The sequence below is a fragment of the Moraxella sp. RCAD0137 genome (assembly GCF_002894025.1).
GTDB classification, from domain to species: Bacteria; Pseudomonadota; Gammaproteobacteria; order Pseudomonadales; family Moraxellaceae; genus Moraxella; species Moraxella porci.
Map to the genome: position 1 here is coordinate 38,717 of NZ_LTCC01000013.1, position 16,100 is coordinate 54,816.

The window sequence follows — 16,100 nt, forward strand, 5'->3', positions numbered from 1 at the left end:
TTTACAAATCCACGCTTGTTTAAAAAAATGGATGATGTATTGCAACTACGACATTATTTTAATAAATGCAATGGTAGAGCGTACGAAAAATCAGAAGAATTTAATGAAGATATAGATTATTTATATTACAAACCTGTTAATTTTTACTCAGGCAGCGAGAAATTTATTGGATGGGGTAATGTTGTTGGTGATCATATTTATGGTTATTTTAAAAGCGACTCGCTTGCTAATATCCAAAATTCTAAATCTGAGCAAACTAAAATTTGCGACGGAACATTAGCGCGGAGAATGTCAAATAGCGGTGTTTCTTTTTGGTGGTGCAATAATGAAGTTTGTTTTCAGCATGCTAGAATACCGAACCCAAATAAAAACTGGAAAGATTATAACTTATTGGATTTTTTAGAAATTTTGCAAATGCCAATATATGATGATGAAATTGCAACCTTATATGGGGTGATCAATCATGTTAATAGATTCTTAGAGCATATGAACTGTACATCATGTGGGCATTTATTAAAGCCAAAAGGAAAGTCTTTGTATGCTTTTTATCGTGTCACAAGATTTGATTGCCGAAATCCAGAATGTGAAAAGCCTGATTTGGATGTTTATATATCGCACTGTTCAAATGCACGATGTGTTGGTGTTATTGATAGTAGAACTTCAGCTAAATGCTCAAATGGTTGGGTAATATGTAATAGTTGTTTTGCTTGTTGCAGCAAAGAGCATTTACAAAGACGAAATGTAAATCTGAGGATAGTGGGAGTATCTACGAGCAATGACATTGTGGATAACGATGATATTCTAGGTCATCGCGGACATTTGATTTTATGTCCAAGCTGTTCAAATCCTTTTCATGTTAGATCTTTTGCGGATTTCCAATCAGAAAGGGAGTCGGTATTGGTTGATTTTGAGAGATTGGCGAGCCTGCCTATACCTGCAGATAAAAAGCTAGTAGGCAAAAATGGTACTAATAAGGCTGGAAATAGATGGTTTGTAGTCTATAAACGACATTTGGATAAAGATCATTTCTTAAGCATGTTAGAATATTGGCAGTCAATTGGTTTTAACATTCCTGATCTTGAAAAAAGCCGAGATAGATTGAATTATTTAGTGGTGGAACCTAAGTTGCAGAACAAGAATAAAATTTCAAATTTGCAATGTCAGCATTGTGGCTATAAATACAAATCTGAGATAGATGAGTCTAGAGATAAAGCGATAGATTATTGGCATCAAATATAATTAAACAATTTGATATGTAATTATAAGCGGTGTTGGTGGACAAAAAACCTCTTGCCAACACCCCGTAATTTTTGGTACAATACGGCGTTATTTCATCAACCTAATTATCTGATTTTTGGATAATTTGGCACACTACAAAGGAAATAACCTATGCTACGCATTGCCTACGATGCCTTGACATTTGATGATGTCTTGCTCCTACCTGCCTACTCAGAAGTCCTACCAAAAGAAACCAACCTAAGTACTCGCCTAACCACTGATATCAACCTAAATCTGCCAATCATCTCAGCGGCGATGGATACCGTCACCGAATCTAAGATGGCGATTGCAATGGCTCAGCTTGGCGGTCTAGGTATCATTCATAAAAACATGGACATCGCTCATCAAGCACGCCGTGTCCGCCATGTCAAAAAATTCGAAGCAGGTACGGTTGCTGACCCAATCACTGTCAACCCTGATGCCACTGTGGGCGATTTGCTACGCATCACTCGTGAGCACAAAATCAGCGGTGTACCTGTCGTAGAAGCAGGTAGCAATAAGGTCGTTGGCATCGTTACCCACCGTGATTTACGCTTTGAGACCAATCTGAATCAGCCTGTGTCAAATGTCATGACACCAAAAGATAAGCTAGTGACCGTCAAAGAAGGCGAGTCTCAAGAGCGTATCAAAGAGCTACTTCATAAGCACCGTATCGAAAAAGTCGTGGTGATTGATGATGATTTTCGCCTAAAAGGTCTGATCACCGTCAATGACTTCACTAAAGCTGAAAACAACCCAAATGCCGCCAAAGACAGCCGTGGCCGTCTGCGTGTCGGTGCTGCTGTCGGTACAGGTGCAGATACCGAAGCACGTGTTGAAGCCTTGATTGATGCCAATGTCGATGTCATCATCGTCGATACAGCACACGGTCACTCAAAAGGTGTCATCGACCGTGTGGCATGGATCAAGAAAAACTATCCAAACATCCAAGTCATCGGCGGTAATATCGCAACAGGCGATGCAGCGCTTGCCTTGATGGATGCAGGTGCAAACGCTGTCAAAGTCGGTATCGGCCCTGGCTCTATCTGTACCACGCGTATCATCGCAGGTATTGGTGTACCGCAAATCAGTGCGATTGACAATGTCGCCACCGCACTCAAAGACCGCATTCCATTGATCGCTGATGGTGGTATTCGCTTCTCAGGCGATATGGCAAAAGCCATCGCAGCAGGTGCGTCGTGCATCATGGTGGGTAGTCTATTGGCAGGTACTGAAGAAGCGCCAGGTGAAGTTGAGCTATTCCAAGGCCGCTACTACAAGGCGTATCGTGGCATGGGCTCGCTGGGTGCGATGAGTGGTCAAAACGGCTCATCAGACCGCTATTTCCAAGATGCCAAAGACGGTGTTGAAAAGCTGGTTCCAGAAGGTATCGAAGGCCGTGTACCATACAAAGGTCCAGTGGCAGGCATCATCAATCAACTGGCAGGTGGTCTAAAATCATCGATGGGCTACACAGGCTGCCGCACCATCGAAGAGATGCGTGCTAATACCACCTTTGTCAAAGTGACATCAGCAGGTATGAAAGAATCGCACGTCCATGATGTTCAAATCACCAAAGAAGCACCGAACTATCGTCAAAACTAATACTGCCTAAGCTTGAATCGCTCATCGCATGATGGGCGATTTTTTTGTTTGGCGAGCGTTTGATCATCCTAAAAATGAAATAAAATAACAATAACAATCCTATCAATAAATTAAATACAAATAATTCCCATTTATTTTATCAAATAGTATCAATTATCATTTACAAAATAAAAATAGTCTGCTACAATCCTTATCCATACCTTGCTATTCTTGCTTAATTGTCATATTTTCAGGTTTTTTTGGTTGAGTTTGGTGAGTTGGCAGGTCGTTTTACTGGCTGATATTTCTATCATAATCGGAGTTGTTATGAAAAAGTTTCAATTATTGCCCCTAACTTTGGCGATGGGCGCTGCTTTTGTTACCCAAGCGCACGCTGATGAGTCGGTATCTGAAGTTGTTTTGGCGACAGAATATGTCAATATCGACCGTCAAGGCACCAAGGTAAAAACCAATGTGGTGACTGCTCAAGAAAAGGATGAGAGTACTGACACAAATCTGCGTGGCTTACTTGAAGAAGAGCCAGCGATTGACATCGGTGGTGGTACAGGTGCATCACAGTTTTTGACCATTCGCGGTATGGGTCAAAACTCAGTGGATATCAAGGTTGATAATGCCTATTCTGATAGCCAGATCTTATACCATCAAGGTCGTTTTATCCTTGATCCATCTTTGGTGAAGATTGTCAGTGTTCAAAAAGGTGCAGGATCAGCATCGGCTGGTATCGGCGCCACCAATGGTGCGATTGTTGCTCGAACTTTAGATGCCAAAGATCTGCTGGCTGGCAGCGACAAAGACTATGGTGCTAAAATCAGTGCAGGCTACTCAAGCAATGATAGTTATAATTACGGTGCGACTGCTTTTGGTCGCATGGGTAATGTTGATGCCTTGATCTCTTATAATGTCAAAGATGAAGAAAATTTCTCAGCGGGCAAGGACTATGTCAATGGCATTGATGGCGAAGATTATGTGCCATACAGTGCACTTGAGACGACCAGCTATTTGGCAAAAATAGGCGCAGATTTTGGCAAGCATCGTTTTGTGCTTAGTCACATGAAAGATGAGCAAGCAGGCGTGCGTACTGTGCGTGAAGAGTTTTCTGCATTTGGTACGGAGGTCAATCCTCGCCTAAGCTTGGCTCGTCAGGCACCAGCTTATCGCGAAACCTCATTAAGTAATACCAACTTGGAATGGACCGCAAAAGACTTGGGCTTTAGCTTTGCCAATGATGTGACCGCCAATATTTATCAGATGAAAAATGAGCGTTATTCAGCTGATGATCGTGGCTGTGGCTACTGTGGCTATGGCAATGCAGCAAACTATCCAGATCCTGTTGAGACCACTACCGAGATCGACACCAAAGGTGCAAACTTTAATGTAGATGTGAATGCTGGTGAGAATACTTTGGTAAAATATGGCGTAAATTACCGTCATCAAGAAATCACCCCGGGCAACATCAATCCTAGCATCATGACGCACACACCAGAAAAAACTGACACAGGCGCGTATGTTGAAATTATCGGTGATGTGGGTAACTTGACCTTAACAGGCGGCGTGCGTTATGATCACTTTGATTTTACTGCAAATGACGGCGTCAATGCAAAAGGCGGCAACCTAAACCCAAGTCTTGGTTTGATTTATCAAGCAACACCATCACTAAGCTTCAGTGCCAACCATAACTATGCGACTCGCAGCCCGCGTCTGTATGATGCTTTGATGGTTGGTCGCGCTCGTGTATCTGTTAACCCAAATATCAAAGCTGAACAAGCACGCAACACTGAAATCGGTTTTAACTACAATAATGGCAACTTTGGGTTAGATGGTACTTATTATTGGCAAAAAGTTGATGATGTCATCGTCAATCCACAAGACAGACATGATGCAGCAGGCCAAAGAGAGGCGGTCAATGACGGTTATTCTAAAAACCACGGCTATGAAGTAGGTGCATCATATCGTCAAGGCGGCTTGACTGCGCGTGTTGGTGTGGCCGAGAGCAACCCTGAGTACTTCTTAAGCTCAACTGCTGAAGTTAACCCTGAATTTGCCGTACCAGTCGGTCGTACTTGGACAGCGTCATTGGCTTATCGCTTTGCTAATCCAAACCTAGAAATTGGCGTTCGTAATCGTACTGTTGAGGATTCTGATGATGCAGTTGTGGCTGGGTCAGCCATCAGTTCTCGCCCAGGCTATAGCGTGAGCGATGTGTTTGCAAATTGGAAGCCTTATGGCAATGATAAGATGAATGTGAATTTGTCAGTGAATAATCTTGAAGATAAATTCTACTATCCACATTCACAGCGTGCGGGCGTGAATACCTACCCAGGCGTCGGCCGCGAATACCGTGTGGGTGTGAATTATACTTTCTAATCCATACAAATAGCTTTCTCCACCGAACGCTCAAGCTTGCTTGGGCGTTCATCTTTTATATGCATGCAAATGTTAAAAATCAAAACAGCCAATCTGTCGCGATTGGCTGTTTGTTTGGTTTTTTGGTAAAGGTTATTGGTTTTGGAACCAAGCATTGGCGCTGCGTTTGGCAGATTCGATCTCGCTTGAGGATAGGTTTAGTGCCAGTTGGCTGACTTTTGCCTTAGCGCGATTGCGTACATTGTCATCAAGCATGCCATCGCGGGTGGATAGATCGTACCATTTATAAGCATCCACCAAGCGCTGCTGCTGCTCATCGATCATCGCCAGTGCGTAGCTTGCGCGATTATCGCCCAGATTGGCAGCGCGCTCAAGCCATGCTCGACCTGTGGCCATGTCTGCTTTTACGCCCTCACCGCGCAGGTACATGATGCCCAGATTCAGCTGTGCTGGTGCGATATTTTTTTCGGCGGCGCGTGTGTACCAATAGACAGCTTGCGCAGGGTTTTTGGCGACGCCTTCACCTTTTTGCAGACGCTTGGCCAAGAAAAATTGCGCATGATGATTGCCACTGGCGGCTTGGTTGGTTAGGCCGGTGATGTCCATCGACTCAAATCGAGTGCTGCTCGTTGAGGATTGTGCATGTGCCAACACAGCACTGCCAAGTACGCCGATGAAAAGGGCGGTTTTTAAAAATTTCATGGTCATTTCCTGTGGCAAAATCAGTCAAAATGGCGCTTGGTGGATATTAAGCGATGCTATCGCGCTCCCAAAGCGACCATCATGGGCAAATTATCCAATGACTCATCTTAGATCAGTCCATCGATCTGATTTAAGATGAAGATCATCACAACCACTAAGTATAGCGTTTTTTTGTGACAATCTCAATAAACAAACCGTAACCATAAGTTAACCAATGTCAGTCATCGTGATTTATTGTCACACAGTTAGTTTTTGGCGATGCGATAGACAGCGACATCAGCCAAGAGATTCGGTGCGCGCTTAACCAAGCGATTCATCAGCACTGTCGGCAGCTTTGGGCTGGGTTTGTCACTGATGGCGACGGCATCGATAATGCGGATGTCATTGTCATCGCACAGCCGCTCAAAATCCTTAAAGGTACACAGATGGATATTTGGCGTGTTATACCATTCGTGTGGCAGCGTCTCGCTCATTGGCATGATGCCTTTGATGCCAAGATACACGCGGTTTTGCCAATAGGCAAAGTTTGGGAAGGTGACGATGCCTTCTTTGGCGACTCTGAGCATGTCGATGAGTAGCTGATCGGGGGATTTTACCGCCTGTAGCGCACGCGCCATCACCACGGTGTCAAAGCTATTATCACTAAAGCGCGCCAAGCCATCGTTTAAGTCTTGCTCGATGATATTCAGCCCTTTACCGATGGCTTCATTAATTTTGGCTTCATCAATTTCAAGACCATAACCTGTGACACCCAGTGTTTTTTGCAGGTGCAACAATAAAGTGCCATCACCGCAACCAAGATCAAGCACGCGCGATTTGGGTTTGATCCATTTTTCAGCCAGTTGATGATCGATGTTATTCATAAGTGATCCTTTGATGTGGACGATGTGGATGAGGGTTGATCGACCATTGCGCTATTGTCTGGCAAGTTTTGAGATCGTCGTCGGCGAAATGCCATCGGCACGCACCGCAGTCTGGATCGCTGGCGCCATCAAAAAGCCCTTGACAGCATTGACATAGCGAGGGATATCAAATAAGAACGAGTCATGACCATGCGGCGCATCGATATTGACGAAGCTGACGGATTTTTGATTGGCGATCAAGGCATCCACAAGCTCCACCGAACGCTCGGGAGAGAACCGCCAATCGGTCGTGAATGACACCACCAAAAATTGGCATTGGGTGCGTGCCAAAGTCTCTTTGAGCGCCTGTTCATCGGGCAGAGCATCAGGCACATAGCCGCGCGTCGGGTCAAAATAGTCAAGCGCCTTGGTCATGAGTAGATAAGTATTGGCATCGAAATTTTGGCTAAATCGCTCGCCTTGATAGCGCAGATAGCTTTCGACCTGAAACTCGACATCATAGCCATACATGAATTTGCCTGATTTTAGATCGCGGCCAAATTTGGCTTTCATCGCATCTTCGGTGATATAAGTAATATGCCCGACCATGCGTGCCAAAATCAAGCCACGACGCGGATAGGTGCCATGCTCCAGATACCAACCATCATGAAAATCAGGGTCAGATAAGATCGATTGGCGTGCCACTTCGTTAAAGGCGATGTTCTGAGCCGATAGCTTTGGCGTGCTGGCGATGATGACTGCTCGCGCCAAGCGATCGGGATAATCGACCGACCATTGTAGCGCTTGCATGCCGCCCATTGAGCCGCCGATGATGGCGTGCCATTTGTCGATGCCCAGTCGATCTGAGAGCATCACTTGGGTCTTCACCCAGTCTTTGATGGTGATCAGTGGAAAATCTGCGCCATAGATTTTGCCTGTCTCGGGGTTGATGGTCGTCGGTCCTGTTGAGCCGTGGCATGAGCCGATATTATTTAGGCATACGACATAAAACTCATTGGTATCAATGGCTTTGTTTGGGCCAATCAACGCATCCCACCAACCGGGCTTGGCATCGTCGATGCTGTGAAAGCCTGCGGCATGATGACTGCCAGATAAGGCATGGCAGATCAAGATGGCGTTTGTTTTTTCGGCGTTTAATGTGCCATAAGTCTCAATGACCAATTCAAATGATGGCAATACGCGTTGGCATTCTAAGGTCAATGGCTCATCAAACACCAAGGTCTGTGGTGTGACGATGCCGACGGAGTTTGTCAGTTGTGCTGAGGTGGTTTCGCTGCTTTGCACGCTATCTCCCAATTTTATATTGTACCGAACTTATTGATGTGCAGAGGTCATCGCAGTTGAACACCGACTTCGCCTTTTGGTGTGACCTTAAAAATCTGTACCTTAAACAGCACATCAGAGCCTGCCAATGGGTGATTAAAATCCACTTTGACCGTATCATCACCCACTTCGCTGATGACGCCCACGAGTGAATTTTGACCTTTGTCGGCAAACTCCATCATCATACCGACGACAGGGTTTGGCTCAGATAGAGCAAATTGTGCACGGGCAAAGCTCTGCACATTCTCACTATTCCATTGCCCAAAGGCTTCATCGGCAGGCAGGTGGGCGGTGCGAGTATCGCCAGCTTTTAGGTTAATCAGTACCTTTTCAAAACCGGCAAGCAAGCTTTCATCACCGATGGTTAGGCTGACAGGCTCAGGGCGGTCAAAGGTGGAGTCGATGACAGTACCATTTGGTAGGCTGACTTCAAAATGCAGACTGACTGTACTGCCATGTGCGATACGCACTTCTTCATTGGGTAAAATTGGTGTATTCATAGTCAAATAATGTCTCAAAAATTACCTTAGTTTAGCATAATATCCATTGACATTCACCACCAAAACTTGCAAAATCTGAATCAGTTTCCAAAAAAAGGACTGACCATGTTTGGCGAGCTGCTTTTGCACTTTGGTATCAAAGAATTTGCCACCTTTGTGACGGCGACGATGATTTTTGCGATGACACCAGGGATTGACACGGTGTTTGTGCTCAATCGTGCCATTGGCTATGATAAGCATATCGGCTCGATGGCGGCACTTGGTGTGGCAAGTGGCGTGCTGGTGCATACGGTGCTTGCGGCCGTGGGGCTGGCAGCGATTGTCGCCAAATCAGCGATGCTGTTTAGCATGATTAAATATTTGGGTGCGGCATATTTGGTGTATCTGGGCGTCATGGCGATTTATCATGCCATCAAAAATCCAACTAGGCTTGCCATCCATAGCTCTAGCAATGCCATACCCATCAGTGCATGGCAAGCCTATCGTTCAGGCTTACTGACCAATGTGCTCAATCCCAAAGTGGCACTGTTTTTCTTGGCGTTTTTTCCGCAGTTTATTGTGGCGACACAAGTGGATAATGCTGCTGCCTATCTGCTACTTGGTGTGGTTTATGCCATGATCTCGGCGGTATGGCTTGTGGCTTTGGCGATGTTGGCAGGCACGGTATTATCCAAGCTGCTCACCAGCCAAAAAGCTAAGCGTTATATGGATATTGGCTCGGGTGCGGTGTTTGTGTTGATGGGTGCAAAAGTTGCGGTGTCGGATTGAGTATAAATACAGGGATTTGATGAATAAAAAGGCTTAATCATCTGATTAAGCCTTTTTGATTGTCTTACAGGTCTTGCCCAAGTGTGCGTTTCTTTTCTAAGAACAGCATATCATAGACCACGAGCATCATCCCTACGCAGATACCGATATCGGCGATATTAAAAATCGGATAATGCCACACATCGGCATAATGCACATGAATAAAATCAATCACATGACCATGCAATACTCGGTCGATGACATTACCAATCGCACCACCCAGCACCATCGCAAGCCCTAGGCTTAGCACACCAGCACCCTTCGGCACTTTACGCAGATAGGCGATGATAAAGCCTGAGACAGCAAGACCCAAGATCGCAAAAAACCACTTTTGCCAACCTGCTTGATCTGCCAAAAAGCTAAAGGCGGCACCACGATTGTACGCCAAAGTCCAGTTGAGCACAGGCTCAATGACGCTCACCGTATCACCTTCTTCAAAGGCAAATTCAAAATAGTATTTGCTGATCTGATCAAGCACAAGCACGACGATGGCAATGAGATAGTATCCCATTGCCTTGCTGCCATTTGGGATTTGGTTGGCATTAGGCATAGTGGCGTACCTCGCCATCGCCTAAGTTCTCGATACAGCGGGTGCATAGCTCTGGATGGCTACTGTCTTGACCGACATCGGTGCGGATATGCCAGCAGCGGACACATTTGCTACCATCAGCAGGGGTGATGACAGCAGACAACGCATCACCTGTATTGACAGTGGCATCACTGGTGATGAAGACAAAGCGAAGCTCATCACCTAATTTTGCCAAAATCTCGGCAGTCTGGGCAGGTGCGGTGATGGCGACTTTGGCAGTCAGGTTGCTGCTGATGATCTTGTCGGTGCGTGCATCTTCGATGGCTTTATTGATGATGTCTTTGGCATCGACGATGGCTTGCCATTCATCACTTGAGATGTCAGTCATCGCAGGTGTTGGCAGTTCATACCATTCAGCGGTGAAGATATAGCCATCTGTGCCTTTGAGTACTTGCCATGCTTCTTGGGCGGTGAATGATAAAATTGGTGCAATCCAGCGCAGTAGCGCGTGTGCGATATGATAAAGGGCAGTCTGTGCTGAGCGGCGTGGATGACCGTCTGCACGCGTGGTGTAGGTGCGGTCTTTGATGATGTCCAAATAAAATCCACCCAAATCCTGCGAACAAAAACCCATCACCGCTTGACAGACTTGATGGAAGTCCATATTGGTGTATGAGCTGATGATTTCGTCTTGGACAGCTTTGGCACGAGTTAGGATGAATTTATCCAGACTGACAAGCTTGTCAGCATCGATTAAATCGCTTGCTGGATCAAAGTCATCGGTATTGGCAAGTAAGAATCGGATGGTATTACGGATACGGCGATACATATCGGTCGTACGATCAAAGCCTTCTTTACTCACCGCCATCTCATAGCGATAGTCTGATGAGCCGACCCACAGACGCAGAATGTCCACGCCAAGCTTATTGGCGATGTCAGATGGCTCAAAGCCTTTGGTATTGCCTTTGGATTTGGACAGTTTATGACCTTTGGCATCGACGGTGAAACCGTGCGTCAAAACTTGCTTGTATGGCGGACGACCATAGATGGATTCGCTGACCAATAGCGATGACTGGAACCAACCACGGTGCTGATCAGAGCCTTCTAGGTATAGATCGGCAGGGTTTGATAATTCATCACGGCTAGCCAATACGGCAAAGTTGGTTGAGCCTGAGTCAAACCACACATCAAGCGTGTCGGTGCATTTGTTGTATTCTTGAGCATCAGCACCGATAAACGCTTCGGCACTGGCATCAAACCATGCTTCTACGCCACCTTGTTCGATGAGCTTGGCAACTTCTTCCATCAGCTCAAAAGTGCGTGGGTGTAGCTCGCCTGAGTCCTTGTGGATAAAGAACGGAATCGGCACACCCCAAGTACGCTGACGGCTGATACACCAGTCAGGGCGACCGTTCATCATCGACTCAATGCGGTTTTGACCCCATGCTGGCGTCCAGATGACTTCAGGAATGTCTTTTAAAGCTTGTTCACGCAAGCCTTTGGCTTCCATACTGATAAACCACTGTGGCGTCGCTCGGAAAATAATCGGTGTCTTATGTCGCCAGCAATGTGGATAGCTGTGGCGGATTTTGTTGTGTGCCAGTAGGTGGCCAGTTTGGCTGAGTGCATCGATGATTTTTGGTTGAGCTTTATAGATGTGCTCTCCGACGAATACTTTGGCTTCAGGTAGATAGACACCGTTGCCTGCGACTGGGTTTTCGGTCGGTAGGTTGTACGTACGGCCGACATTATAGTCATCGACACCGTGTGCTGGAGCGGTATGTACAAGGCCTGTACCGCTATCAGCTGTGACGTGCTCGCCTAGGATGATTGGCACTTGACGCTCAGCAATCAATGGGTGCTGGGTTTTTAGGGTATCAAGCTCGCTGCCTTTGACGGTCGTGATGATGGCAACATCTTCCAAAGCGATGGCTTTGGCAAAGTCTTCGGCCAGATCTTTGGCGACGATAAAATGACGCTCACCCGATGAGATGATGGCATAGTCAAGCTCGCTGTGTGCACTGATGGCTTGGTTGGCAGGCAGCGTCCATGGCGTCGTTGTCCAAATCACTGCTTGTAGGCTGCCTGTGATGTTGGCAGTCTGTGCCAGAGTTTCACGATTGACAATATCAAAGCCGACATAGATGGCATCAGAAGTCTTGTCTTCGTATTCGACTTCAGCTTCAGCCAAAGCAGAGCCACAGTCTAGACACCAGTTGACAGGTTTCATGCCACGCACGATATGACCGTTTTCATAGATTTTGGCAAGTGCTCGTACGGTGTCGGCTTCGGTTTGAAAATTCATCGTCAGATATGGATTTTCCCAGTCGCCAAGCACACCTAGGCGTTTGAAATCCGCCATTTGTAGGGCAATTTGGCTTTTGGCGTAGTCACGGCACGCACCACGAAATTCGGTCGATGAGATGATACGGCCGTCTTTTTCTTGACCGACTTTACCCAGTAGGCCTTCGACTTTTTGTTCGATTGGCAGACCGTGACAGTCCCAGCCTGGCACATATGGTGCATCATAGCCGTCTAGAGTTTTGTATTTGACGATGATGTCTTTTAGGACTTTATTGACCACATGGCCTAGGTGGATTTGACCGTTGGCATACGGCGGGCCATCGTGTAGGGTGTATTTTTTGCGACCTTGACGAGCCTTACGAATCTGTCCATAGACATCGTCTTTTTGCCATTGTTCAAGCCATTGCGGTTCACGCTTGGCAAGGTCACCACGCATGGCAAAGGCGGTATCGGCAAGATTTAGGGTGTTTTTATAATCGATTGGCTCGCTCATGAGTATCTCGCTGCTGGATAATTTTAATAAACTCCTTATTATAAGCCAAAATGATGTAAGTTACAAAGGATAATCGGCAACTTATGGCGATGAATGTGGTGACCTAGGGTAGGCGATGACTATTTTTTGGTTAAGTGAATGAATAGTTCTTTGCCTTGGCGGGCAGAGATGGAATTATAACAAGGTACCATCGTATTAATATAAAAATAATTTGAAAACAGTGTCAAGTATTCATCAATGCTGCCAGAAAAAGGCGGCGATGTCTCAAATTGCCAATCAAACAATACGCCGACCAATTTGCCCTCTGTCGCCAATAAGTGATGCATTTGTTTGGCATAATCCTGTCGCCGATTGGGATGAATGGCACAAAAGAAAGTCTGCTCCAAAATCAAATCAAAGGTTAGTCCATCAAGATCAAAGAAATCTTGGCATAATAAATGATCACGGGGAAAATCTGGATAAGCTTTGGCAAATCGCTCAAGCGGTGCTGTGGCAAAATCCAATAAAAACACACGATCAAAACCCTGTTGGTGCAGATAAGCACCTTCATGAGCATTGCCAGCACCAGCGATCAAGATGCGTTGATGGCGATTATCAAGCTGATCAATATAGGTCTTGAGCGGTGTAGTGATGCTACCAGCATCCCAGTTAGTCTGACCTTGGTCATAGCGATTTTGCCAAAAGCTGGCGTGATTGACTTGTGCGGCAGTATCATCCATGTAGCTGCCTCACCGTCAAAATTTGCTCACTGCGACCAAATGGCCCAAGCTCATCATGCAAGATACTACTGGTGAGACCGATACCATCATCACCGATTTGTTGTATGCTCTGTAAGCCTAGTCGTTTGCCGACGGGTAGGCGATATAGATGAATTTGCAGGTCTAGATTGGGAAATAGCCACTCAATCGTCTGCTGCTCGATGCGTGGTACGACACCATTGGCGGCATCGACCATGCCCATTAACCGTACAAAGTCCGTCGTCGGCACGCCTTCGATCATCTCAAGGTCATTGCTCAGCCATACCACACCGCTACCGGCACGGCGATCATCGGTGCAGGCTTCAACACTTCGGATAAATCCACCCGCCCACTGCACATCCATCGGCCATCTATTATCCGAGATGGCGACCGGTGTATCTTCGAGTCCTGCGACGGCACTTGTGTCACTCATCTGCAGTCGCCATGCTCGAGCGGTGATGCTTACTTTGCCTTTGGCGGTCATGACTGATTCGATCAGCTCAATGGTGCGACCTGCTCGGATGGTGCGAGTGGTGATCTCAAATTCACCGGCATGAATCAGCCCAAAAATATCTAGGCTGATGCGAGCGATACGCATATCGGTGCGTGGGGAGAAATGTTGTAATTCGTGGCTGATGATGCCCGTGGCAGGCGCCATGTGCTGTTCGTGCTCATTCCAAGCGCCTTGGGCGTGGTTGGTGCTTATGTAGCGAGCGATGATACTGCCATCGGCTTGTTCTTGGCGGTCTAAGAATTGATAATAACTTGGCATGACAAATCCTTTTTTTGATAAGTTTACTGGCTTTCCTTATTTGCATTTTAAAAATGGATTTTTTAAAATTGGCACTAAGCATTGTAACAAAATAACAAGTACATGGCTAGCGACTTAGTGTGACCCATCATTCCAATTTTTTGGTTATGACAGTTATAAATCCTACACATTCATCACCCAAATGTAGTACAATAGTGAAATTTTATAAAAATATCTCACTTTATTAAGCAAATGATGATGCAAGGTGATTGGAAAATTCCATTCGCCGTTTTTTGGTGTATCAAATACCGTTGGAGTTATTATGAGCTGGTTCCCAAAATGGCAGCCTTATCAAGGCGATATCAATACGCAACCTGTTGCCACCAATGAATATTTACCGGTGGGTCAAAGCATCATGCTGGGTCTGCAGCATGTGCTGGCGATGTTTGGTGCGACGGTGTTGGCACCGCTTTTGATGGGCTTTGATGCCAATCTTGCCATCATGATGTCGGGCGTCTGTACGATTTTATTTTTCTTGATGACAGGTGGGCGTGTGCCAAGCTATTTGGGCTCAAGCTTTGCATTTATTGGCGTTGTGGCGGCAGCGACAGCACACGCCACAGGCTCAGGGGCGAATCCAAATCTATCTGTGGCACTTGGCGGTATCATTGCCTGTGGTATCTTGTATGCTGTGATTGGTCTAATTGTGATGGCGACAGGTACGCGCTGGATTGAGAAGCTGATGCCGCCTGTGGTGACAGGTGCGGTGGTGATGATCATCGGTCTAAACCTAGCACCAGTGACTGTCAAAGGCGTACAAGGCAAGCCATTTGAGCTGTGGATGGCGCTGATTACTGTGCTATGCATGGGGATGATTGCGGTATTTGCTCGTGGCTTTATGCAGCGTTTGCTACTACTGCTTGGTCTTGTGATGGCGTATGTGATTTATGCGATTGCAACCAATGTGATGGGCTTGGGCGAGCCGATTAATTTTGGCTTGATTCGTGATGCTGCTTGGTTTGGTTTGCCGAATTTTAGCTCGCCAACCTTTGATACCAACGCCATGCTGATCATTGCGCCAGTGGCATTTATCCTAGTAGCGGAGAACTTGGGTCATATCAAGGCGGTCGGTGCAATGACTGGCGAAAACCTAACTCCGCAGCTTGGCAAAGCTTTCGTTGCTGATGGTGTGGCGACTGCCTTATCAGCAGGTGTGGGTGGCACAGGCATGACCACATATGGCGAGAATATCGGTGTGATGGCGGTGACTCGTGTGTACTCAACCATCATCTTTGTGGTGGCAGGTGTGTTTGCGATGGTGCTGGGCTTTTCACCGAAATTTGGTGCGATGATTCAGACCATTCCAAGTCCAGTCCTAACAGGTGCATCGATCGTGGTGTTTGGTCTGATTACCATTGCTGGGGCGAAGATTTGGATTGATAATAAGGTGAATTTTGCCAGCAACAAAAACCTGATGGTTGCTGCCATCACCATCATCCTTGGTACTGGTGATTTTGGCTTAATGATTGGTGAATTTAATCTGGGCGGTATTGGTACGGCGACCTTTGCAGCGATTATTCTGCATTGGTTCTTAAGCCTACGAGAAGAAAAAGCAGGTCAAGCGCATTAATCGCTCATAAATAACGCTGATGGTGATGGCTTTGTAATTTTAATGAATTTTAAGATATTTCTCTAAAATTGCGTGATTGTTACCAAAAAATCAGTTATAATACGCATTACTTTTGGGGCTGTACTAGAATAACTCTCATGTTATACTAGTTTTATGAAGATAACCCATTGTAAACTAAGTAAAAAAGTACAAAAAAGACTGCTTGAATTTTTTGTACTTGAAGTTACTGCTCGTT

At 46.0% G+C, this 16,100-nt stretch carries 13 protein-coding genes and 1 pseudogene; 6 read left to right on the top strand and 8 right to left on the bottom strand.

The genetic code is table 11. The features are described 5' to 3' along the window. Window positions 1–39: 39 nt before the first annotated feature. The 3 genes from AZ602_RS09990 (at window position 40) to AZ602_RS08150 (ending at window position 5,226) form a co-directional block, all read left to right on the top strand. Window positions 40–1,239, top strand: coding sequence for a hypothetical protein (locus AZ602_RS09990; protein ID WP_146025232.1), 1,200 nt, complete (start codon window positions 40–42; stop codon window positions 1,237–1,239). 150 nt (window positions 1,240–1,389) lie between these two features. After that, window positions 1,390–2,862: an IMP dehydrogenase gene (gene guaB / locus AZ602_RS08145; protein ID WP_078318128.1), complete on the top strand. Its 1,473-nt coding sequence runs from the start codon at window positions 1,390–1,392 to the stop codon at window positions 2,860–2,862. A gap of 306 nt (window positions 2,863–3,168) precedes the next feature. Then, the gene (locus AZ602_RS08150) at window positions 3,169–5,226 is read left to right on the top strand and encodes a TonB-dependent siderophore receptor (RefSeq protein ID WP_103034478.1); all 2,058 of its coding nucleotides are present in this window, start codon (window positions 3,169–3,171) and stop codon (window positions 5,224–5,226) included. 132 nt (window positions 5,227–5,358) lie between these two features. Here AZ602_RS08150 and AZ602_RS08155 read toward each other — a convergent pair whose 3' ends face one another. The 4 genes from AZ602_RS08155 to AZ602_RS08170 form a co-directional block, all read right to left on the bottom strand. Then, window positions 5,359–5,928: a tetratricopeptide repeat protein gene (locus tag AZ602_RS08155; RefSeq protein ID WP_078318130.1), complete on the bottom strand. Its 570-nt coding sequence runs from the start codon at window positions 5,926–5,928 to the stop codon at window positions 5,359–5,361. 245 nt (window positions 5,929–6,173) lie between these two features. After that, entirely contained in the window at window positions 6,174–6,791 is a 618-nt protein-coding gene (gene metW, locus AZ602_RS08160) for a methionine biosynthesis protein MetW (protein ID WP_103034479.1), read from the bottom strand. Between the two features lie 51 nt (window positions 6,792–6,842). Continuing rightward, the gene (locus tag AZ602_RS08165; RefSeq protein WP_103034480.1) at window positions 6,843–8,075 is read right to left on the bottom strand and encodes a homoserine O-acetyltransferase; all 1,233 of its coding nucleotides are present in this window, start codon (window positions 8,073–8,075) and stop codon (window positions 6,843–6,845) included. Window positions 8,076–8,122: 47 nt separating this feature from the next. Beyond that, window positions 8,123–8,614, bottom strand: coding sequence for a peptidylprolyl isomerase (locus tag AZ602_RS08170; RefSeq protein WP_078318133.1), 492 nt, complete (start codon window positions 8,612–8,614; stop codon window positions 8,123–8,125). Window positions 8,615–8,719: 105 nt separating this feature from the next. Here AZ602_RS08170 and AZ602_RS08175 point away from each other — a divergent pair, with 105 nt between their 5' ends. Continuing rightward, entirely contained in the window at window positions 8,720–9,382 is a 663-nt protein-coding gene (locus AZ602_RS08175; RefSeq protein WP_103034481.1) for a LysE family translocator, read from the top strand. 64 nt (window positions 9,383–9,446) lie between these two features. Here the strand turns inward: AZ602_RS08175 and lspA are convergent, their stop codons facing one another. The 4 genes from lspA to AZ602_RS08195 form a co-directional block, all read right to left on the bottom strand. Then, window positions 9,447–9,971, bottom strand: a complete 525-nt coding sequence (gene lspA, locus AZ602_RS08180; protein WP_103034482.1) for a signal peptidase II — start codon at window positions 9,969–9,971, stop codon at window positions 9,447–9,449. After that, window positions 9,964–12,747 (bottom strand): isoleucine--tRNA ligase, encoded by a 2,784-nt coding sequence (gene ileS / locus AZ602_RS08185; RefSeq protein WP_103034483.1) that lies wholly within the window; start codon window positions 12,745–12,747, stop codon window positions 9,964–9,966. Before ileS ends, lspA begins: the two co-directional genes overlap by 8 nt. A 119-nt stretch (window positions 12,748–12,866) precedes the next feature. Beyond that, a complete protein-coding gene (locus AZ602_RS08190; RefSeq protein ID WP_103034484.1) occupies window positions 12,867–13,466 on the bottom strand; it encodes an SAM-dependent methyltransferase in 600 nt (199 codons plus the stop codon). Next, window positions 13,459–14,256 (bottom strand): thioesterase family protein, encoded by a 798-nt coding sequence (locus AZ602_RS08195; RefSeq protein WP_103034485.1) that lies wholly within the window; start codon window positions 14,254–14,256, stop codon window positions 13,459–13,461. Before AZ602_RS08195 ends, AZ602_RS08190 begins: the two co-directional genes overlap by 8 nt. Window positions 14,257–14,554: 298 nt before the next feature. On the opposite strand from AZ602_RS08195, the gene AZ602_RS08200 reads away from it, so the two are divergent. Both AZ602_RS08200 and AZ602_RS08205 read left to right on the top strand, forming a co-directional pair. Continuing rightward, window positions 14,555–15,865 carry a solute carrier family 23 protein gene (locus tag AZ602_RS08200; protein ID WP_103034486.1) on the top strand — a complete coding sequence of 437 codons (1,311 nt, stop codon included), beginning with the start codon at window positions 14,555–14,557 and terminating at the stop codon, window positions 15,863–15,865. A gap of 153 nt (window positions 15,866–16,018) precedes the next feature. Beyond that, window positions 16,019–16,100, top strand: a pseudogene (locus AZ602_RS08205) (IS1595 family transposase); the annotation flags it as partial.